The organism is Streptomyces sp. NPDC059787 (genome assembly GCF_042732315.1).
Classification (GTDB): domain Bacteria; phylum Actinomycetota; class Actinomycetes; order Streptomycetales; family Streptomycetaceae; genus Streptomyces; species Streptomyces atrovirens.
In genome coordinates this window covers 155,974-179,483 of record NZ_JBHWHX010000007.1, presented here as the reverse complement: position 1 = coordinate 179,483, position 23,510 = coordinate 155,974, and the positions used below count along the sequence as shown (strand labels likewise).

19 protein-coding genes are annotated in these 23,510 nt (G+C 73.0%); 8 read left to right on the top strand and 11 right to left on the bottom strand.

Annotation, left to right across the window (positions count from 1 at the left end):
• Positions 1 to 167: 167 nt before the first annotated feature.
• A complete protein-coding gene (locus tag ACFV5H_RS09325; protein ID WP_385049115.1) occupies positions 168 to 791 on the top strand; it encodes a hypothetical protein in 624 nt (207 codons plus the stop codon).
• A 30-nt stretch (positions 792 to 821) separates the two neighbouring features.
• On the opposite strand, the gene ACFV5H_RS09320 is transcribed toward ACFV5H_RS09325, so the two are convergent.
• The 6 genes from ACFV5H_RS09320 to ACFV5H_RS09295 all read right to left on the bottom strand — a co-directional run bounded on the left by ACFV5H_RS09320 (position 822) and on the right by ACFV5H_RS09295 (position 6,567).
• The gene (locus tag ACFV5H_RS09320) at positions 822 to 1,259 is read right to left on the bottom strand and encodes an LAETG motif-containing sortase-dependent surface protein (protein ID WP_385193756.1); all 438 of its coding nucleotides are present in this window, start codon (positions 1,257 to 1,259) and stop codon (positions 822 to 824) included.
• A gap of 175 nt (positions 1,260 to 1,434) precedes the next feature.
• The gene (locus ACFV5H_RS09315) at positions 1,435 to 1,827 is read right to left on the bottom strand and encodes a type II toxin-antitoxin system VapC family toxin (RefSeq protein ID WP_385048956.1); all 393 of its coding nucleotides are present in this window, start codon (positions 1,825 to 1,827) and stop codon (positions 1,435 to 1,437) included.
• The gene (locus ACFV5H_RS09310) at positions 1,824 to 2,102 is read right to left on the bottom strand and encodes a hypothetical protein (RefSeq protein WP_385048954.1); all 279 of its coding nucleotides are present in this window, start codon (positions 2,100 to 2,102) and stop codon (positions 1,824 to 1,826) included. Before ACFV5H_RS09310 ends, ACFV5H_RS09315 begins: the two co-directional genes overlap by 4 nt.
• A gap of 303 nt (positions 2,103 to 2,405) precedes the next feature.
• The gene (gene nirD / locus ACFV5H_RS09305) at positions 2,406 to 2,756 is read right to left on the bottom strand and encodes a nitrite reductase small subunit NirD (RefSeq protein ID WP_385048951.1); all 351 of its coding nucleotides are present in this window, start codon (positions 2,754 to 2,756) and stop codon (positions 2,406 to 2,408) included.
• The gene (gene nirB / locus ACFV5H_RS09300) at positions 2,753 to 5,350 is read right to left on the bottom strand and encodes a nitrite reductase large subunit NirB (RefSeq protein ID WP_385193753.1); all 2,598 of its coding nucleotides are present in this window, start codon (positions 5,348 to 5,350) and stop codon (positions 2,753 to 2,755) included. The genes nirD and nirB overlap by 4 nt, the downstream gene beginning before the upstream one ends.
• Positions 5,350 to 6,567, bottom strand: coding sequence for an NAD(P)/FAD-dependent oxidoreductase (locus tag ACFV5H_RS09295; protein WP_385193751.1), 1,218 nt, complete (start codon positions 6,565 to 6,567; stop codon positions 5,350 to 5,352). The genes nirB and ACFV5H_RS09295 overlap by 1 nt, the downstream gene beginning before the upstream one ends.
• Positions 6,568 to 6,741: 174 nt before the next feature.
• Between ACFV5H_RS09295 and ACFV5H_RS09290 the strand changes: the two genes are divergently transcribed.
• Both ACFV5H_RS09290 and ACFV5H_RS09285 read left to right on the top strand, forming a co-directional pair.
• Entirely contained in the window at positions 6,742 to 7,524 is a 783-nt protein-coding gene (locus ACFV5H_RS09290; protein WP_385048942.1) for a sulfite exporter TauE/SafE family protein, read from the top strand.
• Between the two features lie 112 nt (positions 7,525 to 7,636).
• Positions 7,637 to 9,205, top strand: a complete 1,569-nt coding sequence (locus ACFV5H_RS09285; RefSeq protein ID WP_385193749.1) for a PQQ-binding-like beta-propeller repeat protein — start codon at positions 7,637 to 7,639, stop codon at positions 9,203 to 9,205.
• A gap of 14 nt (positions 9,206 to 9,219) precedes the next feature.
• On the opposite strand, the gene ACFV5H_RS09280 is transcribed toward ACFV5H_RS09285, so the two are convergent.
• The 5 genes from ACFV5H_RS09280 to ACFV5H_RS09260 all read right to left on the bottom strand — a co-directional run bounded on the left by ACFV5H_RS09280 (position 9,220) and on the right by ACFV5H_RS09260 (position 14,410).
• A complete protein-coding gene (locus ACFV5H_RS09280; RefSeq protein WP_385193747.1) occupies positions 9,220 to 9,870 on the bottom strand; it encodes a class F sortase in 651 nt (216 codons plus the stop codon).
• Between the two features lie 117 nt (positions 9,871 to 9,987).
• The gene (locus tag ACFV5H_RS09275; protein WP_385193744.1) at positions 9,988 to 10,533 is read right to left on the bottom strand and encodes a hypothetical protein; all 546 of its coding nucleotides are present in this window, start codon (positions 10,531 to 10,533) and stop codon (positions 9,988 to 9,990) included.
• 337 nt (positions 10,534 to 10,870) lie between these two features.
• Positions 10,871 to 11,278 (bottom strand): gamma-glutamylcyclotransferase family protein, encoded by a 408-nt coding sequence (locus ACFV5H_RS09270; protein ID WP_385049112.1) that lies wholly within the window; start codon positions 11,276 to 11,278, stop codon positions 10,871 to 10,873.
• Between the two features lie 67 nt (positions 11,279 to 11,345).
• Positions 11,346 to 13,610 (bottom strand): molybdopterin oxidoreductase family protein, encoded by a 2,265-nt coding sequence (locus ACFV5H_RS09265; RefSeq protein WP_385193742.1) that lies wholly within the window; start codon positions 13,608 to 13,610, stop codon positions 11,346 to 11,348.
• Between the two features lie 98 nt (positions 13,611 to 13,708).
• Positions 13,709 to 14,410, bottom strand: a complete 702-nt coding sequence (locus ACFV5H_RS09260) for a vancomycin high temperature exclusion protein (RefSeq protein WP_385048929.1) — start codon at positions 14,408 to 14,410, stop codon at positions 13,709 to 13,711.
• Between the two features lie 211 nt (positions 14,411 to 14,621).
• Here ACFV5H_RS09260 and ACFV5H_RS09255 point away from each other — a divergent pair, with 211 nt between their 5' ends.
• The 5 genes from ACFV5H_RS09255 to dnaG all read left to right on the top strand — a co-directional run bounded on the left by ACFV5H_RS09255 (position 14,622) and on the right by dnaG (position 23,449).
• Positions 14,622 to 15,389 (top strand): sirohydrochlorin chelatase, encoded by a 768-nt coding sequence (locus ACFV5H_RS09255; RefSeq protein ID WP_385048928.1) that lies wholly within the window; start codon positions 14,622 to 14,624, stop codon positions 15,387 to 15,389.
• A gap of 228 nt (positions 15,390 to 15,617) precedes the next feature.
• On the top strand, positions 15,618 to 16,892 hold the full coding sequence (locus tag ACFV5H_RS09250; RefSeq protein WP_385048925.1) for a deoxyguanosinetriphosphate triphosphohydrolase: 1,275 nt from the start codon (positions 15,618 to 15,620) through the stop codon (positions 16,890 to 16,892).
• Positions 16,893 to 16,984: 92 nt separating this feature from the next.
• Positions 16,985 to 18,250 (top strand): NAD(P)/FAD-dependent oxidoreductase, encoded by a 1,266-nt coding sequence (locus tag ACFV5H_RS09245; protein WP_385048923.1) that lies wholly within the window; start codon positions 16,985 to 16,987, stop codon positions 18,248 to 18,250.
• Positions 18,251 to 18,401: 151 nt separating this feature from the next.
• Positions 18,402 to 21,326, top strand: a complete 2,925-nt coding sequence (locus tag ACFV5H_RS09240) for a DUF4157 domain-containing protein (protein ID WP_385193740.1) — start codon at positions 18,402 to 18,404, stop codon at positions 21,324 to 21,326.
• Between the two features lie 194 nt (positions 21,327 to 21,520).
• Positions 21,521 to 23,449, top strand: a complete 1,929-nt coding sequence (dnaG, locus tag ACFV5H_RS09235; protein WP_385048918.1) for a DNA primase — start codon at positions 21,521 to 21,523, stop codon at positions 23,447 to 23,449.
• The last annotated feature ends 61 nt before the right edge of the window (positions 23,450 to 23,510 follow it).

Genomic DNA, 23,510 nt, shown 5'->3' with positions numbered 1-23,510 from the left:
CGGGGACCGACGGTCGCCCCGGTGCGTTCGCTCGGGCTGCTGTCCTTCGACGGCAGGTCCCGATGTAGTGTCCCGTGCCGGACTCACGGAGCCGCCGTGGCGGGGGAGCACAGGGAGCAGCAGTGCCACTGGGGATACGCAGGAGCAGCATCAGGCCGTTGAGCAGCATGGGCGGGTACGCCGTCGACCCCTGGAAGTCGTTCCGGCGCACGGTCGGGGTGGTGCTCTTCGGGTGGGCCGCCGCGGCCGTCACCGCGGGGGCGTCCTACCTGGCGTTGCGCTGGGTGTGGGTGCCCATCGCCGTGGGCGTTGTGCTGTGCCTGGCGTTCGCCTTGCTCCTGGCGCTGCTCCATCGCGCGGGGTGGATCGCCCTGCTGTCCTTCGTGCCGGGGCTGTTCGTCCTCGTCGGGGCCGTCCAGTACGCGCCCGAGGCGGCGTTGGAGCTGCGCGGGGTGCGGGAGAGCGTGGTGATCGTGGCGGACAGCGTGGACGAGACGGGCGGTGACAACCACCGGTTCACGCTGCGTACGGCGGACGGGGAGGAACTGGAGGAGCGGCTCACCTACAACGGTGACGGCTCGGGTCTGGAGGTGGGCGACCGGCTCGACGTCCTCCGCGACCCGGAGGGCGTGGCGCCCATGGAGCAGGCGGACGAGGTGGACGCCGCGGGGCGGCTGAACGGTCTGATCGGCGGACTCGTGGCGTGGACGCTGATGGCGGTCCTCGCCGGGCGGCGCGGGCATGTGCGGCGCCGGCGGGGGAAGACCGACTCCCTGCTGCTGTCCTTGTAGGCCGGGAGCCGGTCTTCGCGCGGAACGGCGTCAGCGGGCGTCGTCGCGGCGCCTGCGGGCCGCGATCATCACGCCGCCGCCGAGGAGGACGACGGCGGCGCCGCCGGCCGCGATGTACGGGGTGGCGTCGCTGCCGCCGGTCTCGGCGAGGTCGGTGCCGCCGCCCTGCTCCTTGCTGTCGGAGGAGTCGGTGTTCTCGGCCTCCGTGCCGCTGTCCTCGGCTTCCGTGTCGTCCTCGTGGGGCTTGAAGTCCGCGGGCGGCTGGTCGCAGCCGATGCCGTCGTTGTCGCGATCCAGGTGCTTGCCGTAGTGGTCGTCGCCCTTGGCGATGTTGCTGTACCCGTTGTCGTACGCCTCGGTGCAGTTCTTGAACGGGTGGTTGCCGCCGTGCGCCTCGGCGGTGGCCGGTACGGCGGCCAGGGCGAGTGCGGCGAGGACCGCGGCGGCGGAGGTACGGAACGGGTGCATGGTGGAGAGCCCCCCAGATCGGGCGATTGCGTGTGCTTGGTACGAGAGTGACGAAGCTACTGGGGGGCTCGTGCCGTGTGGGGCATATGGAGAGCCCGTGATGCGAACGTGACGTGACCGGAGGGTAGCTCTCCGCAACGTGCCGTGCGGTTGGCCGGCGCCGGACTCCTTGGCCTCAGACCTTGATGACGCGGACGCCGGGTTCGCACAGCATGACGAGGTCCTCGGGGTCCGATGTCAGAAGGGTGACGGGTGCGGGGGAGGCCAGGGCCGTGGCGGCCACGATGGCGTCGAGGGCGTACTTGTGCCCGTGGAGTCCCGCCGCGGCGAGGAGCCTGCCGGCGTGGCGTGCGATGGCCTCGCTGGGCGGGACGATGTTCACCCGGGAGACCGCGTAGTCGAAGCGGGCTTGGTCTGTCCTGGGGTCGCGGGCTTCGACGAGGGTGACCGAGCTGGTGATGACGCGGATGTCCTCGGCCTCGGCCGCCGTGAGCCATTCGGTGAGCTCGGGCGCGCGTCGCACGAGTTTGGACAGGCCCTCGCAGTCCAGCACCAGTGTGCCGCTCACGCGGCGTCCGCCGTGTCGGCCGCGTCACCGCGCAGGATCGCCCGCTTGGCCTCGACGGCCGCCGGGTCGACCGGTCCGTGTTCGGCCTCCGCCTCCGCGATGAGCTCGTGCAGCCGATCGCGCTCCAGCTGACGTTGGATGAGTGCTTCGACGTAGGCGGACATGCCCCGCTTGCCGGTGCGTGCCTTGAGGGCGGCGATGGTGCCCTCGTGGAGTGACACGGAGACCGGGCGGACGGGGCCTTCGCCGGGAGCGGGGGCGGGAGAAGCGGTCACGGAGCGACTTTAACAAATTCCTTGTTAAAGGCCGTCCCGTTTCCGTCGCACGTCCCTCGGTGAGACGGAGCGGCACCGCCACCGCCGTGAACGTCGTCTTTGGGGTCTGCCGGTTCATGAAGCGTGCGTGAAACGGGTGGAGGCGGTTCCGGGAGCGGGCGGTGGCCGCGAAGACACCGGGGCGCGGGGGGTCTCCGTGACGGTCGGGCGGGGCCCGGAACGCGGGCGGAACCAGGGTTGTGACTCGCCGGCCCCGCCCACCGGTCGGTGCGACCCGGACTCGACAGGCGCCCGCCCGCCCGGCTACGCCGCCTTCACCTCGTACGCCGTCACCCGTACCGCCTCGTCGTCCAGGCACTGGCCCGACTCCAGGTCGAAGCGCTGCTTCAGGAGCGGGGAGGCGACGAAGGGGCGGCCCTGGTGGGTGCCGGTCAGGCCGCGGGAGAGGACCGCCGCGCCGGTGAAGGGGTCGCGGTTGTCGATGGCGTACAGGCGGCCGGTGCGGTCGGCGAAGACGGCGACCTGGCGGCCGTCGGGGAGGAGGGCGGCGACCCCGCGGCCGGGGAGCAGCGCGCTCAGGTCGCAGACCGTGAACCAGTCGTCGGCGAGGCGGAGCTGGACCTTCAGATCGGTGGTCTCGAGTGCCAGGGTCATCGCGTGGCGCTTCCTTCCAGGATCTCGTCGGCGGGACGCAGGCCGATGTTCAGCAGCGGCAGGTCGGGCTTCATCTGGTCGCGCTCGGGGACGAACGCGACCACCGGGTCGGGGGTGTCGGGGGCGTTCACGAAGGACACGAAGCGGGCCAGCTTCTCCGGGTCGTTGATGGTCTCGGCCCACTCGTCGCGGTAGTGCGAGACATGGGCGGCCATCAGGCCCTCCAGTTCGTCGCAGATGCCGAGCGAGTCGTGGACGACGACGTCCCGTACGTGGTCCAGGCCGCCGGGGATGCGGTCCAGCCACACGCTGGTGCGCTCCAGGCGGTCGGCGGTGCGGATGTAGAACATCAGGAACCGGTCGATCAGGCGGATCAGTTCGGCGTCCGAGAGGTCCTGCGCGAGCAGGTCCGCGTGGCGCGGGGTGGCGCCGCCGTTGCCGCCGACGTAGAGGTTCCAGCCGCCCGCGGTGGCGATGACGCCGAAGTCCTTCGACTGGGCCTCGGCGCACTCGCGCTGGCAGCCGGAGACCGCGGACTTGAGCTTGTGCGGGGAGCGCAGCCCCCGGTAGCGCAGTTCCAGGTCGATCGCCATGCGGACGGAGTCCTGGACGCCGTAGCGGCACCAGGTCTGTCCGACGCAGGACTTCACCGTGCGCAGCGACTTGCCGTAGGCGTGCCCCGACTCGAAGCCGGCGTCGACCAGCCGGGCCCAGATGACGGGGAGTTGCTCGACCCGCGCGCCGAACATGTCGATCCGCTGACCGCCGGTGATCTTCGTGTAGAGGCCGAAGTCGCGGGCGATCTCGCCGATCACGATCAGCTTCTCCGGGGCGATCTCACCGCCGGGGATGCGGGGCACGACCGAGTACGAGCCGTTCTTCTGCAGGTTGGCCAGGAAGTGGTCGTTGGTGTCCTGGAGGGCCGCCTGCTCGCCGTCGAGGACGTGGGTGCCGGCGCCGATCGTCGGGGCGAGGGAGGCGATGATCGAGCCGACCGTCGGCTTGCAGACCTCGCAGCCGTCGCCGCCCCGGGCGGCCTCGCGGCCGTGGCGGTCGAGCAGGTCCCGGAAGGAGGTGACGCGCAGGGCGAGGACGATCTCGTACAGCTCCTCGCGGGTCTGGGAGAAGCACGCGCACAGGCCCTTGTCGACCTCGACGCCGCTCGCCTCCAGCTCGGCGTTGACGAGCTGGCCGAGGACCTTGACGCAACTGCCGCACGTGGTACCGGCCTTGGTGCACTTCTTCACCTCGGGCACGGTGGTGCACCTGTGCTCGGTGACGGCCTCGCGGATCGTGCCCTTGCGGACGTTGTTGCAGGAGCAGATGATCGCGTCGTCCGGCAGCGCGGACGGGCCGAGCTGCACGGGAGCGCCCGCGCCGGCCGGCAGCACCAGCGACTCGGGCGAGACCGGCGGGACGGAGCCGGTGAAGGCCTTCAGGGTGCCGTACGCCTCCGCGTCGCCGACCAGGATGCCGCCGAGCAGCGTGCCGTCGCGGCCGATGACCAGCTTCTTGTACAGGCCGGCGCGGGAGTCGGAGTAGACGACGTCCAGGCAGTCGTCGGCGGTGCCGTGCGCGTCGCCGAAGGACGCCACGTCCACGCCGAGCAGCTTCAGCTTGGTGGACAGGTCGGCGCCGGTGAAGGACGACTCGTCCTCGGCGATGGTCGCGGCGACCGTCTCGGCCTGCTCGTAACCGGGCGCGACCAGGCCGTACACCCGGCCGTCGGCGGCCAGCGCGCACTCGCCGATCGCGAACACGTGCGGGTCGGAGACCGTACGGCACTGCTCGTCGACCGCGATGCCGCCGCGCTCGCCGACCGTCAGACCGCAGTCACGGGCCAGCTGGTCGCGGGGGCGGACACCGGCGGAGAACACCACCAGGTCGGTGGTGAGTTCGGAACCGTCGGAGAGCTTCATGCCGGTGACGGCGCCGTCCTCACCGACCACGATCTCCTGGGTGCCGACACCGGTGTGGACGGTCAGGCCCATCTCCTCGATGGTGCGCAGCAGCGCCGCGCCGCCGCCCTCGTCGACCTGTACGGGCATCAGGCGCGGCGCGAACTCCACGATGTGGGAGGTGAGTCCGAGGCCCTTGAGCGCGCCCGCCGCCTCCAGGCCGAGCAGACCGCCGCCGACCACGGCACCGGTCGTCGACTTCCTCGCGTACTCCTCGATCGCGAGCAGGTCCTCGATCGTGCGGTAGACGAAACAGCCCTCGGCGTCCTTGTTCGGCACCGGCGGCACGAACGGGTAGGAGCCGGTGGCCAGCACCAGGACGTCGTAGTCGACGACCAGCCCGGAGCGGGCCGTCACCCTGCGCGCCTCGCGGTCGACGGTCTCCGCCGGGTCACCGACGCGCAGCTCGATGCCGTGCTCCTCGATGAACGCCAGGTCCGTCATCGACAGGTCCTCGGGCGTCCTCCCCGAGAAGTACGAGGTGAGCTGGACACGGTCGTACGCCGGACGCGGCTCCTCGCACAGCACGACCACGCGGTGCGTGGCGGTCAGGCCGCGCTCGGCGAGCGCCTCCAGGAAACGCTGGCCGACCATGCCGTGGCCGATGAGCACGATGGTCGATGTGTCCGTGGACATCAGGAGCCTCCGTCATTGGTGAGCAGGTGGAGCAGGGGCCCGCCGGCGGACGGGAGCGGCTCTGCTCCCTCCCAGGCGCGCGCGAGGGCGCCGACGGTGCCGAGTTCGCCGACCAGGACCCCGCCGACCAGGCGGTCGTCGCGGACGACGACCTTGCGGTAGGTGCCCCGGGTGGCATCGGTGAGCTGGACGACGTCGTCGCCCGGCAGCGCCTCGGTCTCGCCGAACGCGGCCAGGTCGAAGGGGCTGTCCGGGCCGGTGAGGGTGAGCCGGGTCAGGGAGCGGGTGCCGGTGTAACGGGCGCCGGTGTCCCCGGCGAGCAGCGCGGCGAGCGCGTCGGCCTGCTCCAGCGCCGGGGCGGCCAGCCCGTACACCGTGCCGGCGTGCTGGACGCAGTCGCCGATCGCGTGGATGTACGGGTCGGAGGTGCGCAGCTCGTCGTCGACGACGACGCCCTTGCGGACGTCGAGCCCGGCCGCCTGCGCGAGACCGGTCCTCGGGTGCACCCCGCAGGCCAGCACCACGAGGTCGGCGTCGAGGGCGTAACCGTCGGCCATCTCCACCGAGCGGACCGCGCCGCCGACGCAGCGCACGTCCCGCACCCGGCACTCGGTGTGCACCTCCACGCCGAGGTCGGTCAGATGCCGCTCGACCAGCTTGGACGCGGCCGGGTCGAGCTGCCGTTCCATGAGCCGCTCGGACTGCTGGGCGAGGACGACCTGCGCGCCGCGCACGGCGAGCGCGCGGGCCGCGGAGACCCCGAGCAGCCCGCCGCCGATCACCACCGCCCGCACCCCGGGCCGTACCGCCTCGGCCAGGCCCAGGCAGTCGTCCAGGGTGCGGAACGCGTGCACGCCCTCGGGCAGCTCGTGGTCCTCGGTGAACAGGCCGCGCAGCGGCGGCAGTACGGGGTTGGAGCCGGTGGCCAGGACGAGCCTGTCGTATGCGATCGCCGAACCGTCCGCGCAGGCGACGGTCCGCGCCGCGCGGTCGATGCCGGTCACCCGGGCGCGGGTCAGCTCCGCGGGCGCCGGCAGGGCGATCACCTCGGGGCTGTAACGTCCGGCCAGCACCTCGGCGAGCAGCACCCTGTTGTACGGGCGGTGCTCCTCCTCGCCGATCAGCGTCACGGGCGTGCCGAGCTCGCCGAGCCGCCGGGCGAGTCGTACGCCCGCGAGGCCGGAGCCGATCACCACCACACGCTCATTCGAGGTCATGCCCTTGAGCCTGCGGTGCGGGTGTTACCCGTCGGCATCCCTTCTGTTTCCCGCGCGGAACGCTGCCCTCAGCGGAGGGGCGCGGCGGGTGTGAGGAGGCCGACCCCGTCGGCAACCTCAAGTAACGCTCATCTTGATGGACGTGGCATCTATCTCGTCCATAGGCTCCCGACCATGCCCGACATCTCCCTGACCACGGTCGTCCTGCTCTGTCTGGCCGCCCTCGCCGCCGGCTGGATCGACGCCGTGGTAGGCGGCGGCGGGCTGCTGCTCCTGCCCGCCCTGCTGCTCGGCCTGCCCGCCGGCACCCCCGCCGCGCACGCGCTCGGCACCAACAAGGCGGTCGCGATCGTAGGCACCACGGGCGCGGCGGTGACGTACGCCCGCAAGGCGCCGGTCGACGTGAAGACCGCCGTACGCATCGGCCTCGCGGCCCTCGCCGGATCGTCGGGCGGTGCCTTCTTCGCGGCCGGGATGAGCACCGAGGTCCTCAAACCGGTGATCATGGTGGTGCTGCTCGCCGTGGCCGCCTTCGTGATCCTGCGCCCCGCCTTCGGCACGGCCCCCGCCACCGGCCCGGCGACCCGCCGTCAGATCCTCGCCGCGATCGGCCTGGCCGGCCTCGGCATCGGCTTCTACGACGGTCTCATCGGCCCCGGCACCGGTACGTTCCTCGTCCTGGCGCTCACCGCCCTGCTCCACCTCGACCTGGTCACCGCCTCCGCCACCGCCAAGATCGTCAACTGCTGCACCAACGCCGGCGCGCTCGCGATGTTCGCCTGGCAGGGCGCGGTGCTGTGGCAACTGGCGCTGCTGATGGCGGTGTTCAACCTGGCGGGCGGCACGCTCGGCGCGCACACGGCCCTGAAGAAGGGCAGCGGCTTCGTCCGTGTCGTCCTGCTGACGGTCGTCTTCGCCCTGGTGGCGAACCTGGCGTACGAGCAGTGGCTGGCCTGAGCGACACGCCGGGTGATCAAGGTGACCGACGCGCATACGTACGGGTTAGGCTCCAGCGCCGCCCCGTGACGCGGGCGGCCGGTGCTGGGGAGCGCCGCAGAACAGAACACGGGTGGGGGAGAAGATGGTCGAGGACGTCGGACCGTCCGGGACGCGGTCATGGGTGAAGGCCGCCGGGCTGGTGGTCGGAGCGGGCGCGCTGGTCGGGCTCGCGGTGGAGTTCCACTGGCTGGGGTGGACGTCCATACCCGGCGGCAGTTGCGGCGGCAGGTACAGCCCCTGCCCGGAGGGTACGACGCCGACCCTCATCCTGGCGTTCGTGCTCACCTTCGTGGGCTTCATCGGGCTCACCCTCGCCTTCGCCGAGTTCAAGCGGGTCCGCTCCGGTAAGGCCGTGCCGGGCGCACTCATGGCGGCGGGCGTGCTGATCGCGCTGTGGCCCGGCTGGCAGGCCTACCTCTGGATGCGCGGACCGGTGCTCGACCGCGCCTGGCAGGCCGGAGCGGACCGGCCCGCGAGCGTGCGCGGCGTCGGGGCCTGGGCGGTGGGCGAGGACGCGAAGACGGTCGTGCGTGCCCGGACCGACGCGCTGGTCGCGTACGACTCCGGCAGCGGGGACCGCGGGTGGGTGCTGCGGGCGCCCGTGCGGGAGTCGGTGTGTGCGATGAGCGAGCGGATCGTCGACGGCATCGGCCTGGTCGCCTTCGCGCGGGACAGCAAGCCCTGCGGCACCGTGTGGGGCGTCGACGTACGCAGCGGGCGCAAGGTGTGGGAGCGGAACATCACCGGTGTGACGCCGGGGCTCTACCAGGGCGGCGGCGGGCTGCTCTCCGCCGACGCGGGCGTGGCCGTGGCGCTGGGCGAGCACTCGGTCCACGGGTACGGGCTCACCGACGGCGCGGTGCGCTGGACCGCGAAGCCCGTCCCCGCCGCCGGGACCGAGGCCGATGACGACGTCGAGTGCGAGCCGGTGACGGCCTCCACCGCCGGCGGCACCACCACGGTCGCCGTGACCTGCGGCGGCTACAGCGACTTCCACTCGGCGTTCCTCCTCACCCTCGACACCGCCACGGGCAAGGAGCTGAGCCGGCGTGAGCTGCCGGTCGAGAGTTACCTGACCTCGGCCGCGGTGCTCTCCGCCGAGCCGTTCACCCTGCTGGTGCAGGAGAAGGACGAGCGTGGCCTCGCCGCCGTGCTGTCCTACGGCGACCCGGACGACCCGAGGCGGGAACCGGTGACGATCCCGCTCACCGCCGACGAGGAGGACCTGGCCCTCACCGGGTTCGACCCCGAGTTCGCCGCCCGGCCGGTGTTCCGGACCGTGGTCGCCGACGGGAACCTGATCGTGGCGGCCGCGAAGCCCGGTTCGGACCACCCCGAGCGGGTCGCGGCCTACTCGCTCGACGACGGCCGCCGCCGCTGGCACACGGACCTGGGCACCGGGGTCGCCGCCCTCGCCCCCGTGGGCCCGGACCGGGTGGCCGTACTCGGCGAGTCCCAGCGCATGTGGACGCTCACCGCCGACGACGGCACCCGGGTGGGCGAGGAGGACGGCACCACGGTGCGCGACATCTCGCTCAAGCTCGACAGCGGCCCGCAGCTGGTCCGGGCGGGCGACGGCTGGGTGATCGTCAACGCCGACGGCGACAACTATCCGCCGGCGCTCGCGGTCCGTCCCTAGGGGTGTCTCCCGGCTCAGCGGCTGCCGGTCAGATGGGCGTACACGACGACGTTCCCCTGATAGCCGGTGGTCCGGGACCAGCCCCCGCCGCAGGTGATGACCCGTAGCTCGGGGCGGGGCGCCGCCCCGTACACCTTCCCGTCGGGGAAGTCCTGAGCGTCGTACACCTCGACCGCGTCCACCGTGAACACGGCGACGGTGCCGTCGCGGCGGTCCACCTCGATGGTGCCGCCCTTGCGCAGGGCGCCGAGGGAGTAGAAGACGGCGGGGCCCTTGGCGTTGTCGACGTGGCCCGCGATGATCGCGGTGCCCGTCTCACCGGGGGTGGTGCCGGCCTCGTACCAGCCGGCCAGGTTCTCGCGGTCGGCCGGGGGCGCGTCGAGACTGCCGGTCTTCGTCAGACCGAGGCCGGTCAGGGGCGCGTCCACGTCGATCGCGGGGATACGGACGCGGTCGGGAGGGGAGGGCGGCAGGGCGGGGGCCGAGGCCCGGTCCGCGCCGCGGTCGTCGTCCCCCGTGTGCGCCTGGGCGGCGGACGGCTGCGGCGGCGCCTGCGTCCCGGTCCCGTCGTGCAGCAGCCACATCCCCGCACACAGGGCGCACACCGTGACGGCGGCTATCGCTGCGTTGCCCGGACCCCCGGCCCGGCGGAACCTGCGGCGCATGACGGACCGACCTCATCTCGAATCGGTCCCCGTGCCCCCTCCGGGCCGCGAGGGGCGTCGGACCCGGAGGGGAGGGGACGTGCGGTACCGGCGGGGACGGGCGGCGGAGGGTGCCCGTCAGATGTCATCGCCTCTCGCCCGGCGATGCAGGAGCCAGGTACCGCCCGCGGCGGCGACGGCGAGAGCCGTCACACCGGCCGCGGTCTGTACGGGGTCGGGGCCCAGCGCGCCCCCGACCCCCGTCTTCACACTCCCCCGGGGAACCACCTGCCGCGCGTCGGGCGTCAGCGTGACCACCAGGTCACCGGCCACCCGCCGGTCGCTCCCGTCACACGCGGCGACGATCTCGTACGTTCCCGGCTGCGCGCTCGGCGGCACCTGGAACTGTCCGATCGCGTCCCGTTCGTGCGCGCTCGGTGCCAGCGTGAACCGGCCGGCGCCCACGGCGGTGGCGTCGCCCGCCGCCGTCCCTCCGTCGCCGCACGCCGCGGTGTTCACCGTGACGTGGGATCCCGGCGCGACCGAGGACGGGTACACCTCCAGGCTCCCCGCCGTCGTGCCGGCGCTCTCCCCGGCGTGCGCGGGCGCGGCGAGCAGCCCCGCGGTGGCCACGGCGAGCGCGGTGCCGGTCATGCCGGTCAGCAGCCGGGCGGTACGTCGCATCGATGCTCCCTCGGGTTCACGGCGGGGCCACGGCCCGCGGCACCCCCATGTGCCGCTGTCGGACGCGTCCCTGCCTTTTCGAGGTAAGTGCCACCGGGGCCGTACCGCTTCCTGAGAGGTCGTCAGGAGGCGGGCTGAACGGGTGTCAGGCGCACCCGGACGGCCGCCGTCCTTTGTGGCGTTTCAGCAGGTCACCGGCGCCGTGCCGATCCGGTCGCGGTGAAGCACCCGAAGGGTGCGGCACACGGGGGTGAACGGGTGACCGGTGTGTCCGCGAGGATCCCCTGCGGGGAGGCGGGCGCGGCCGCGAGACGTCGTCCGGGTGACCCGCCGGCCGTCATCCCCGCCACTCCCCGCCCTCGACGGCCTTCCCCCGTACCCGCAGCCGGGCGGCGACGGCGGGCGCGGCGACGTACACCCAGGCCCGCACCGTCATGCCGTCGCCGGCCCGGACGACGTCCCGCGCCACCCGCTCGTAGAGATTGCGCGGATCGCCCGGCACGTACTCCTCCAGCCGGTCCAGCTCGGTGAGCAGCCCCGCGTACGCCTCCGGCAGCGCGGTCACCAGTTCCCCGCTCACCACGGAGCCCGGCTCCTCGACGGCGTACGGATATCCGGGCCCCTCGTACAGCACCGCGCCCCGGAGCCGGCCGGGTTCCTCGCGCAGGGTGCGGCCGCGCAGGAAGAGGTCGTGGTTGGTCCCGCCGGGGCGGAGGGTGCCGTAGACGAAGAAGGGGAGGATCACGTTCACCTGCGCGGACGGTCGGCGGAACCTGGCGGAACGATTCTCACCCGGCACGCACCCGTGGCCGCTACGGCGAGGAAGGCGCGGGCCGGCCGGCCTCCACCGCCTCGAGCCGTACCGCGCACGCCTTGAACTCGGGCATCCGGGAGACCGGGTCGAGGGCGGGGTTGGTGAGGGTGTTGGCGCGGCCCTCACCGGCCCAGTGGAACGGCATGAACACCGTGTCCGGCCGGATCGCGGTCGTGATCCTGGCCGGCGCCACCGCCCGTCCCCGCCGGGACACCACGGCCACCGGCTCGCCCTCGGCCGCGCCGAGCCGCTCCGCGAGCCGGGGGTGCAGCTCCACGAACGGGCCGGGTGCGGCGGCGTTCAGCTCGTCGACGCGGCGGGTCTGGGCACCGGACTGGTACTGCGCCACGACCCGCCCGGTGGTCAGCAGCACGGGGTACTCGTCGTCGGGCTCCTCGGCGACCGCCCGGTGCGACACCGGCGCGAACCGCGCCCGCCCGTCCTCGGTGGCGAACCGGTCGTGGAAGAGGCGGGGGGTGCCGGGGTGGACGCCGGGGGCGGGAGCACCGTCGGCGGTGTCGAGCCGGCCGGTGCCGCCGGCCCGCGTCGGGTCGTCGAGCTCGGCGGCGCCCCGCGCAGCGTGTCCGCCGCCGCCAACGCTGCGAGGACCGGTTCCGGTCCCGCCCGCGGCCGGCGGGCCGTCCGCCGGGCACGGCCAGAAGACGCCGTTCTCCTCCGCCAGCCTCCTGTAGGTGATCCCGGAGTAGTCCGCGGGCCCGCCCGCGCTGGCCCGGCGCAGTTCCTCGAAGACCTCCTCGGGGTCGGTCGGGAAGCCCTTCTCCAGGTTCCTCCCCCCGCCCAGCCGCGCGGCCAGCTCGTGCATGACCTCCAGGTCGCTGCGGACGCCCTCCGGTGGCGTGATCGCCCGCCGCCGCAGCAGCACCCGCCCCTCCAGGTTCGTCGTCGTCCCCGTCTCCTCCGCCCACTGCGTCACCGGCAGGACGACATCGGCGAGCGCGGCCGTCTCCGACAGCACCACGTCGCACACCGCCAGGAAGTCCAGCGAGCGGATCCGCTCCTCGACGTGCGCGGCGCGCGGTGCCGACACCACCGGGTTGGAGCCCATCAGCAGCAGCGAGCGGATGTCCGTACCGAGCGCGTCGAGCAGCTCGTACGCGCTGCGCCCCGGCCCCGGCAACGAGTCGGGGTCCACGCCCCACACCTCGGCGACATGCGCCCGCGCCACCGGATCCGTCAGCTTGCGGTAGCCGGGCAACTGGTCGGCCTTCTGGCCGTGTTCGCGCCCGCCCTGTCCGTTGCCCTGACCGGTCAGACACCCGTACCCGGACAGCGGCCGGCCCGCCCGCCCCGTCGCCAGGCACAGGTTGATCCACGCGCCCACCGTGTCCGTGCCCTTGGACTGCTGCTCGGGCCCCCGCGCGGTGAGCACCATCGCGGCCTCCGGCTCGCAGAACATCCGTACGGCCTCCCGCAGTTCGGGAACGGGCACGCCGGTGATGCGCTCCACGTACTCCGGCCAGTGCGCCATCGCGGCGGCCCGGGTCTCCTCCCAGCCGCTGGTGCGCTCCCGGATGTACGCCTCGTCGGTGCGCCCCTCGGCGACGATCAGGTGCAGCAGACCCAGCGCCAGCGCGAGATCGGTGCCGGGACGCGGCGCCAGGTGCAGATCGGCCTGCTCGGCGGTCTTCGTACGGCGCGGGTCGACGACGATCAGCGTGCCGCCGTTCTCCCTCAGTTCGGTGAAGTACCGCAGCGACGGCGGCATGGTCTCCGCCGGGTTCGACCCGACCAGGATCACGCACCCGGTCCGCGGAATGTCCTCCAGCGGAAACGGCAGCCCGCGGTCGAGACCGAACGCCCTGCCGCCCGCCGCCGCGGCCGACGACATGCAGAACCGCCCGTTGTAGTCGATCTGGGAGGTCCCCAGCACCACCCGCGCGAACTTCCCGAGCGAGTACGCCTTCTCGTTGGTCAGCCCGCCCCCGCCGAACACCCCGACCGCGTCCGCCCCGTACTCCGCACGGGTCCGCCCGAGCCCCTCGGCGACCCGCGCCAGCGCCTCCTCCCAGGAGGCCGGCACCAGCGCGCCCCCCTCGGACCGCACCAGCGGCGAGGTCAGCCGCACGCTCGACGACAGCACGGCGGGCGCCGTACGCCCCTTCCCGCACAGCGCCCCCCGGTTCACCGGGAAGTCGACGCGCTCACTCACCTCGACGGCTCTCCCGTCGGGGGCCGGCGTCAGATTCATCCCGCACTGCAGGGCGCAGTAAGGGCAGTGCGTGGGCGTCACGGTGTCTCGCATACGCCCAGGCTGCGCCCCCGGTGTTACGCACCGCACCGGCCGTTGTTACACCCCGGGTACGGCGGCCTCCCCGCCGGCCGCGCCCCACGGTGAGGGGTTCATCCGACGCTCCGCGCGGACGCCTCCTCGAGCGCCCGCTCCACCCCCGGCTCCCTCGGCCCGAGGAAGTGCGGGTCCGGGCGGAAGGTGACGTCCAGTGCCGCCTTGCCCGCCGCGAAGATCTCCCTGACGCCCCCGTAGTACCAGGTGACGTCGTGGCGGTCGTCCACGCCGATGCCGTACGAGGTGACGCCGGCCGTCCGGCACAGGGCCACCGCGCGGCGGATGTGGAAGCCCTGGCTGATCAGCACCGCGCGGTCCACGCCGAAGATCTTCTTCGCGCGGACGCAGGAGTCCCAGGTGTCGAAGCCCGCGTAGTCGCTGACGATCCGCGTGTCGGGGACGCCGTGCCGCGTCAGGTACGCGCGCATCGCGTCCGGCTCGTCGTACTCCTCTCGGCTGTTGTCGCCGGTGACCAGGACCACCTCGATCCGCCCCGCGCGGTACAGCTCCGCCGCCGCGTCCAGCCGGTGCGCGAGATACGGCGACGGCTCCCCGTCCCACAGACCCGCGCCGAAGACGACGGCGACGTCGGTGCGCGGCACATCGGCGGTGGTGCGCAGCCGGTCGTCCGTCGTCACGCGCAGCCAGGTCGCCGGCAGCAGCGCCAGCACGCACACCGCCACCACCCCCTGCACCAGCCGCCGCTGCCCCGTACGGGTACGCGGCGGACGCGGGCGGCGGACTCTGAAACGGCGCATCGGACGGGCCCTCCCCGATCGGTCCTCGACCGTGAGAGACGCCCCGCCGAGCCCTCCGGTTCACGTCACGCACTGTGACCGGCTTCACGGCCGGCGCGAACCCACAGGCCGAACGGCCTCACACCCGCCGCCGTCCACATCGTGAACCGCGGGAAAACACCCGTCACGCCCGCGCAACGGGAAGGCAACGTGCCGCGTCCACCATCGGTGCATGACGACGTACACCACGAACCCTCCCGCCCTCGTCGTCGTGGCCCACGGCAGCCGCGACCCGCGCGCGCCGATCACCGTACGGCAGCTCCTGGACCGCGTCCGCGCACTGCGGCCGGGCCTGCCCGTGCACCTGGGCCACATCGAGCTGAACGCGCCCCTGCTCCCCGACACCCTCGCCGAGCTGGACGCGCACGGCACCGGGGCCGCCGTCCTGGTACCGCTGCTGCTCAGCCGGGGCTACCACGTCAAGCGGGACATCCCCGGGATGGCCGCCGGGGCACGACTGCACGCGCGCGTGGCCGCGCCGCTCGGCCCGCACCCCCTGCTCGTGGACGCCCTGCACGCCCGCCTCACCGAGGCCGGCTGGCGCGCCCCGGCGGACGAGGCGACCCGCCGCGCGAGCGGCATCGTGCTCGCCGCCGCAGGCTCCCGCGACCCCGAGTCGGGTATCGACACGAACCGCACCGCGCGACTGCTCGCCGAACGCCTCGGCGTCCCCGTCGTCCCCGCCTACGCCTCCGCCGCGTCCCCCACGGTCCCCGACGCCGTCCGCGCCCTGGCCGCCCGGGGCCGCCACCGCGTGGCCGTGGCCTCCTACTTCACGGCCCCCGGCCGCTTCGCCACGGAATGCGCGGCAGCGGCGCCGGGCATCGCCTCCGCGCCCCTCGGCACCCACCCCGCGACGGCCCACCTCCTCCTCCACCGCTACGACCAGGCTCTGCGCACTCCGTCCACCGCGCCCATGGAGCTGGCGTCGGCCGTCTGAAGGGGCGCGGGGACATCCGAGGGGCGCGGGGAACCGCGCGAGAAAGAGGGGCCCGGGGGCGCAGCCTCCAAGGACGGCACGTAGCGGGTCGTGCGGGTGCCGCCGGCACCGGTGACAGCGAGTGTGACGGTGCGCCGCCTCGTCCGGGCCCCGGAACGACACGGACGCGGCCCCCTCCGGAGGGTGGGAAACCCCCCGGCTGTCACACCCGCCCCGTACTGTCGGGGCATGGAAGGCGCCGCACCACCCCCCGCATACGACCCGACGTCAGTCGCCCGCTGGGCCCCCGAACCCGACAAACGCCCCGGCCGCACCGCCTTCCAACGCGACCGCGCCCGCGTCCTGCACTCCGCCGCCCTCCGCCGCCTGGCCGGAAAAACGCAGGTCGTCACCCCCGGCGAACGCAGCCAGGTCTGGGACGCCAGTCCCCGCACCCGCCTCACCCACTCCCTCGAATGCGCCCAGGTCGGCCGCGAACTCGGCGCCGCCCTCGGCTGCGACCCCGACCTCGTCGAGGCCGCCTGCCTCTCCCACGACCTCGGGCACCCGCCCTTCGGCCACAACGGCGAACAGGCGCTGAACGAGTTCGCCGAGGACTGCGGCGGCTTCGAGGGCAACGCCCAGTCGCTCCGCCTCCTCACCCGCATCGAACCCAAACGCTTCACCCCCGAAGGCTCCGTCGGCCTCAACCTCACCCGCGCAGCCCTCGACGCCGCCACCAAGTACCCCTGGCCCCGCGGCGCCCACCCCACCGACCCGGCCTCCCCGAAGTTCGGCGTCTACGACGACGACCGTCCCGTCTTCGACTGGCTCCGCGAGGACGCCCCCGGCACCCGCACCTGCTTCGAGGCCCAGGTCATGGACTGGTCCGACGACGTGGCCTACTCGGTGCACGACGTGGAGGACGGCCTGCACGCCGGCCACATCGACCCGAACTGCCTGCACTCCGATCCGGAGCGGGAAGCCGTCTTCGCCGTCGCCGTCGGCCGGTACGTCCCCGCCGACACCGACCCCGCCGAACTCGAGGAGGCCCTCGACCGCCTCCTCGACCAGGAGTGGTGGCCGCACGGCTACGACGGCACCGCCGTCGCCCAGGCCCGCCTCAAGGACGCCACCAGCCAGCTCATCGGCCGCTTCTGCCTCGCCGCCGAAGGCGCCACCCGGCAGGCCTTCGGCACCGGGCACCTCACCAGATACGGCGCCGAACTCGTCGTACCGCGCAGCACCCGCATGGAGTGCGCGGTCCTCAAGGCGGTCGCCGACCGGTACGTCATGCAGCGCGCCGAACAGGAACTGCTCCGCGCCGACCAGCGGATCGTCGTCCTCGAACTGGCCGAGGCGCTCACCTCCCGCGCCCCCGGCGGCATGGACCCCCAGTTCCGCGCCCTGTTCGAGCGGGCCCCGGACGACCGCGCCCGCAAGCGCGTGATCGTCGACCAGATCGCGTCACTCACCGACGCCTCGGCCCGCTCGCTTCACGCCCGGCTCACGGGGCAGGCATGAGCCGTACGGCCTGATCGGGTCGCTCCCCCTTACGGCATCATGCTGAGTGCGGGACGCTCACAGGTGGCTACACCGTTACGAGGAGGCATCACGTGGTCGACGCGGATCAGACATTCGTCATCGTCGGAGGCGGACTGGCCGGCGCGAAGGCGGCCGAGACGCTGAGAGCGGAGGGCTTCACCGGCCGCGTGATACTGATCTGCGACGAACGCGACCACCCCTACGAGCGTCCGCCCCTGTCCAAGGGCTACCTCCTCGGCAAGGACGAACGCGACAGCGTCTTCGTGCACGAGCCCGCCTGGTACGCGCGCCACGACGTCGAGCTGCACCTCGGCCAGACCGTCGACGCCGTCGACCGCGCCGCGAGGACCGTCCGCTTCGGCGAGGACGGCACCGTCGTCCGCTACGACAAACTGCTGCTCGCCACCGGCGCCGAGCCCCGCCGCCTGGACATCCCCGGCACGGACCTCGTCGGCGTCCACCATCTGCGCCGCCTCGCCCACGCCGAACGCCTCAAGGGCGTCCTGGCCTCCCTCGGCCGCGACAACGGCCATCTGGTGATCGCCGGCGCCGGCTGGATCGGCCTGGAGATCGCGGCGGCGGCCCGCGAGTACGGCGCGGAGGTCACCGTCGTCCACCGCGGCGAGACCCCGCTGCACTCGGTCCTCGGACCCGAGCTTGGCCAGCTCTTCGCCGAGCTGCACCGCGAGCACGGCGTCCGCTTCCACTTCGGTGCCACGCTCACCGAGATCACCGGCCAGGACGGCATGGTCCTCGCCGCCCGCACCGACGACGGCGAGGAGCACCCCGCGCACGCCGTCCTCGCGGCGATCGGCGCGGCCCCCCGCACGGCCCTCGCGGAGGCGGCGGGACTGGAGCTCGCCGGCCGCGCGGACGGCGGCGGCGTCCTCGTCGACGAACGGCTGCGTACGTCCGACCCGGACATCTACGCGGCCGGTGACGTCGCGTCCTTCCCGCACGGCCTCTTCGGCACGCGGCTGCGGGTGGAGCACTGGGCCAACGCGCTGAACGGCGGGCCGGCGGCGGCCCGCTCCATGCTGGGCCGGGAGGAGGTCTACGACCGCGTCCCCTACTTCTTCACCGATCAGTACGACCTGGGGATGGAGTACTCCGGGTGGGCGCCGCCGGGATCGTACGACCAGGTGGTGATCCGTGGTGATGCGGGGAAGCGGGAGTTCATCGCGTTCTGGGTGAAGGAAGGGCGCGTGCTCGCCGGGATGAACGTGAACGTGTGGGACGTCACGGAGCCGATCCAGAGGCTGATCCGCTCCGGCGTGCGGGTGGACACGGAGACGCTGGCGGATCCGCACGTGCCGTTGGAGAGCGTCGGGGCCTAGGGGGTGTCGTCCGGGTCGGGCCGGCTCCGGTGAGCGGTGCCTCGCAGCTGGGCCGAGCGGGGTCCCCTGCGGTGCAAGTTCCGCCGCAGGCAAGCGAATTGGAGAGCAGAGGGCCTGGATGTCCCGGGGCGGGATGGCCGATGATCGGAGCATGCATCTACAGGATCAGCAGGACACCGCCGCCCGTCCCGCCCGGACCGTGCCTGCTGCCGCGCGCTCGACCGACGCCACCGGACCGGCGGGCCCGACCGGGTCCGGCGGCCCGGCGGCCGCGAGGCGGCTGCTGGCGTTGCAGCGCGCGGCCGGCAACGCCGCCGTCGTCCAGGCGCTGGAACGGCAGCGGCAGGCCGGGCCTCACGCGCACGGCCCCTCCTGCGGCCACGACGAGTCCGCGCCGGTGCAGCGCCACGCGCACGGACCCTCCTGCGGCCACGCCGACCCCACTCCCGTGCAGCGCCACGCGCACGGCCCCTCCTGCGGCCACGGCGAGTCCGCGCCGGTGCAGCGTTCGTCCGTGCCGGACGTGCTGCGTACCGCCGGACGGCCGCTGGACGGGGCGGTCCGCACGGAGATGGAGGCGCGGCTGGGCGCCGACTTCTCCGACGTACGGCTGCACACCGGGGTGGCCGCCCAGCGCTCGGCAGCCGAGGTGGGGGCCCGCGCCTACACCTCCGGCAGCCATGTCGTCATCGGGGCCGGCGGTGCGGACCGGCACACCCTGGCCCATGAGCTGACGCACGTCATCCAGCAGCGTCAGGGGCCGGTCGCGGGTACCGACAACGGCTCGGGGCTCAGCGTCTCGGACCCCTCCGACCGCTTCGAACGCGCGGCGGAGGAGAACGCCCGTCGTGTCCTGGCCGGCCCCGTGCCCACCGGGGCGGCGCCCGTGCAGCGGACGGCGGCCGCTCCCGCCCACTCCGGCGGGGAGACCGCCGTACAGCGCGCCGGCGGCGGCGAGGCGCCCTTCGACCACGCCCAGTACTACGCGAAGACGGACTGGCAGGCGGCGGCCGAGGAGTTCGAGAAGCGGCTGGGCGCGTACTCCTTCGGGCATCCGAAGGCGCTCGCCGCGGCGCGCAAGACCGTGAACCGGCTCAAGCAGCTGCTCATCGCCTACGCCCACTCGGAGCACAAGGACCCGGCACTCGCCAACAAGTCGTTCTTCAAGAACGACAAAACGAGCGCCGGGCAGGTGGGCGAGGGGATGGCCACCGAACAGATCAAGGACTTCTTCTCCCGGGACGGCAACGTCCGGGAGCTGATCACGGCCGTCTACAACGCCGCCTACTACAACAAGGGAGCGGAACTCTCGCTCAAGCACGTCCTCGAAGGCATCATCGGGCCCAAACCGCAGCTCGCGTCGACCCTCGGCATGAACGAGGAGGAGCTGAAGAAGCACTCCGCGTTCCTCAACAGCTGGTCCCGGCCGCCCATGTGGGCCGTGGCGAACCTCGTGGGCAAGGGCTACAACTACGAGAAGGACCCGTACGCGCTGGGCAACCTGCTGTGGCAGTCGAACCCGGAGACCTTCGCCGGTGACACCCGCGAGATGATCAACAGCCAGGGGCCGCGCAAGCCGCGGAGCCAGGCCGACAAGGAGGCCAACCGCAAGACCCCCCGCGACTACGCGGACCGGGGCGCCCCGCTCAGCGCGCGCGAGCTGGCGTTCGCCGGCAGTACCGGCCCGGACGACAAGCTGCCCTGGGACGAGGGCACCGCCTACTGGGAGATCCAGCAGAACGAGTCCTGGCCGAAGCAGAACGCCGCGCGCGGCATCCCGACCGTCGCCGGCATGTCCGGGACCACGACCCGGATGCTCAAGACCTTCCAGTGGATCAACGTGCCCGGGGTGGACGTCTTCGACTACCGGATGGCCGTGATGGGCTGGATGCTGCCGTCCTGGGACCACTCGCTCTACGAGATCCTGCGCGGCTCCTGGGCGGCCGGGGTCAAGGGGCCGGGCGAGTCCGCGGCCCGGGCGGGCAGGGGCGCGGCGCTGATGTACCAGAACATCGCGCCCTTCACGGAGGAGGAGCTGAGGCAGCACGTCTGCGCCGACGGACAGTTCCCGCACGAGCTGATGTACCTCGCCGAGGCCAACAAGCCGCGTACGGAGGACCCCGCGACGAGCGGCTTCATGGAACCCGGCCAGGTCGCGGCGGGCGAGGTACCGGACAAGTACGACGAGTTCGTGGCGGGCGACACCACGCCCACGGCGCGCATCGCCCAGTGGAAGGCGGACAACCACGGCGCCTCCACCGAGGCCGTCGCGAAGACGTTCAAGCCCGCCCACGCGACCGCGCTGATGACGTACACCGGCGGCGCGCACCAGATGATCAACTCGGTGGTGCGCAGCCGGCTGCTGCCCGGAGGGTACGCGCCGTACGGCACCGCCGGTGTGGCCACCGCCGGCGCCGAGGCCGTCTCCTTGCGGCAGATCAAGGGACAGCTCAGCTGGGCCGCCCAGAACAGCCACAACCAGGAGCCGGTGCCCACCCTCGACGAGGATCCGGTGATCGGGCCGCAGCTCGCGGCCGCCCGGGGCACGGACCCGGTGGCCAGGAAGGCGGCGATGGCCGTCATCGACGCGCGGATCGAGGTCATCGCCCCCGCGCTCTTCGAGGAGCTCAAGATGCACGCCGACATGACGATGGAGGCGCTGAACCGGCTGCCTCCCGTCACCGGCACCGTCTTCCGCGGCGACTGGAACCTCGGCGGGGACGAGTCGGTCTACCGGCTCGGCAAGCAGGCCGCACTGAACTACCGGCCGGGCTCCGTCTTCACGAGCTCCTTCGACAGCACCAGCAGGGAGGAGTCCGTGGCCCTGGGCTTCATGCGCGGCCAGCGGGTCTCCGGCACGAAGACGCACCGGATCCTCCTGGAGCTGACGCTCACCGGGAAGTACGGCCGTGACATCGACCCCTTCCACCAGTACCAGGGCACCGAGGCGGAGGTCCTGCTCATGCCGGGCGCGAGCTTCAAGGTGGACAGGAGCGAGTGGGAGCACGACCCGGACCACGACCCGGCCGACGGCGGCAGCGACTGGTACGAGCACGTCTACGCGACGGAGGTGTGAGGGCACGCCGGACCGGCCGGGAGACCGCGTACGACACCGGGCCCCTCCTCGGGGATCTCCTCCGTCCGTCGCGGCCGCGGCGCCGTCGCGGCCGGTCGCGTCCACGCGGTGGAGCCGCGTATGTCACAGTCCCGGGCCCCCTCCGTGGCGCTCCACGCCCCGGAGACGTCACGGCGCACCCGTAGAATCTACGCGTGGCAGGACGGATCAATGACGAGGACGTGAAGGCGGTTCGGGACGCGGTCCCGATCGACGCCGTCGTGTCCGAGTACCTCCAGTTGCGGAACGCGGGCGGTGGGAACCTCAAGGGGCTCTGCCCGTTCCACGACGAGAAGTCACCGTCCTTCCAGGTCAGCCCGAGCAAGGGACTCTTCCACTGCTTCGGCTGTCAGGAGGGCGGCGACACCATCACGTTCGTGATGAAGGTCGACCACCTCTCCTTCTCGGAGGCGGTCGAGCGCCTCGCCGGGCAGGCCGGCATCACCCTGCGTTACGAGGAGGGCGGGTACAACCCGACCCACCAGCGCGGTGAGCGCATCCGTCTGGTCGAGGCCCACAAGATCGCCGCCGAGTGGTACGCGGAACAGCTCGCGACCTCCCCCGAGGCGGACACCGGCCGGATCTTCCTCGCCGACCGCGGCTTCGACCAGGCCGCCGCCGTCCACTTCGGTGTCGGCTACAGCCCGCAGGGCTGGGACCACCTCACCCGTTTCCTGCGCGGCAAGGGCTTCAGCGACAAGGAGCTGATCCTCTCCGGCCTCTCCCAGGAGGGCCGCCGCGGCCCCATCGACCGCTTCCGCGGCCGGCTGATGTGGCCGATCCGCGACATCGGCGGGGAGGTCGTCGGCTTCGGCGCCCGCAAGCTCTACGAGGCGGACACCGGCCCGAAGTACCTCAACACCCCCGAGACGGCGATCTACAAGAAGTCCCAGGTCCTCTACGGCATCGACCTGGCGAAGAAGGACATCGCGAAGGCCTCCCGCGCGGTCGTCGTCGAGGGCTACACCGACGTCATGGCCTGCCACCTCGCCGGGGTGACGACCGCCATCGCCACCTGCGGCACCGCCTTCGGCGGCGACCACATCAAGATCCTGCGCCGCCTCCTCATGGACAACGGCAGCGCGCGCGTGATCTTCACCTTCGACGGCGACGCGGCCGGCCAGAAGGCGGCCCTGCGCGCCTTCGAGGACGACCAGAAGTTCGCCGCCGAGACCTACATCGCCATCGCCCCCGACGGCATGGACCCCTGCGACCTGCGCCTCGCCAAGGGCGACGAGGCCGTCGCCGACCTGGCCGAACCCCGTACCCCGCTCTTCGAGTTCGCCCTCCGCCAGATCGTGGTCCGCTACGACCTGGACACCCCGGCCGGCCGCGCCGCCGCCCTCGACGAGGCCGCGCCGATCGTCGCCCGGATCAAGAACAGCGGCGCCCAGCACGAGGTCGCCGTCCAGCTCGCCGGGATGCTCGGCATCCTCGACACCCAGTTCGTCGTCAAGCGGGTCGCCCAGCTCGCCCGCTGGGCCCGCGAACGCGGCGGCAAGGGCCCGGCACCGGACCAGCGGCAGCGCGGGGGCGGCGGTGGGCCCCAGCAGTACGCCCCGGCCCAGGCCGCCCCGCGCGGTCCCGCCCTCAACCTCCGCAACCCGGTCTTCGCCACCGAACGCGAACTGCTCAAGCTCGCCCTCCAGCGCCCGGAGCTGGTCTCCCCGGCCTTCGACGCGTACGGCGTCGACGAGTTCACCGCCCCGCCCTACGCGGCCGTACGCCAGGCGATCCTGGACGCGGGCGGTGCGGAGCACGGCGTGCAGGACCCGCAGGAGTACCTGATCCGGGTCCGCGAGGCCGCCCCCGACGACACCGTCCGCGCCATGGTCACCGAACTCGCCGTCGAGGCGATCATGCTGCACCGGGGCGTCAAGGGGGTCGACGAGACCTACGCGGGCGCCCAGCTCGTCACCGTCCGCCGCCGCGCGGTCGAGCGCCGCATCCGTGACATCACCAGCCGCCTCACCCGCCTCAGCACCCACGGCGATCCGGGCGAACTGGCAGCCGTGCAGAACGAGCTGTGGGTGCTCCAGCAGTACGACCAGGCCCTGCGGGAGCACGGCCCGGCCGCGCTGTGAGGGCGGCCGGGGGAGGGTCCCGGTAACCGGCCGGTCACCGACCGGACGCAAAAAGTCATCG

Bases quoted from the DNA above. Each gene is read 5' to 3' on its own strand.
- ACFV5H_RS09275 (WP_385193744.1), bottom strand. From the start codon at position 10,533: ATGCGACGTACCGCCCGGCTGCTGACCGGCATGACCGGCACCGCGCTC.
- ACFV5H_RS09240 (WP_385193740.1), top strand. From the start codon at position 18,402: ATGCATCTACAGGATCAGCAGGACACCGCCGCCCGTCCCGCCCGGACC.
- ACFV5H_RS09295 (WP_385193751.1), bottom strand. From the start codon at position 6,567: ATGACCTCGAATGAGCGTGTGGTGGTGATCGGCTCCGGCCTCGCGGGC.
- nirD (WP_385048951.1), bottom strand. From the start codon at position 2,756: ATGACCCTGGCACTCGAGACCACCGATCTGAAGGTCCAGCTCCGCCTC.
- ACFV5H_RS09265 (WP_385193742.1), bottom strand. From the start codon at position 13,610: ATGCGAGACACCGTGACGCCCACGCACTGCCCTTACTGCGCCCTGCAG.
- ACFV5H_RS09260 (WP_385048929.1), bottom strand. From the start codon at position 14,410: ATGCGCCGTTTCAGAGTCCGCCGCCCGCGTCCGCCGCGTACCCGTACG.
- nirB (WP_385193753.1), bottom strand. From the start codon at position 5,350: ATGTCCACGGACACATCGACCATCGTGCTCATCGGCCACGGCATGGTC.
- ACFV5H_RS09250 (WP_385048925.1), top strand. From the start codon at position 15,618: ATGGAAGGCGCCGCACCACCCCCCGCATACGACCCGACGTCAGTCGCC.
- ACFV5H_RS09325 (WP_385049115.1), top strand. From the start codon at position 168: ATGGGCGGGTACGCCGTCGACCCCTGGAAGTCGTTCCGGCGCACGGTC.
- ACFV5H_RS09255 (WP_385048928.1), top strand. From the start codon at position 14,622: ATGACGACGTACACCACGAACCCTCCCGCCCTCGTCGTCGTGGCCCAC.
- ACFV5H_RS09320 (WP_385193756.1), bottom strand. From the start codon at position 1,259: ATGCACCCGTTCCGTACCTCCGCCGCCGCGGTCCTCGCCGCACTCGCC.
- ACFV5H_RS09280 (WP_385193747.1), bottom strand. From the start codon at position 9,870: ATGCGCCGCAGGTTCCGCCGGGCCGGGGGTCCGGGCAACGCAGCGATA.
- ACFV5H_RS09290 (WP_385048942.1), top strand. From the start codon at position 6,742: ATGCCCGACATCTCCCTGACCACGGTCGTCCTGCTCTGTCTGGCCGCC.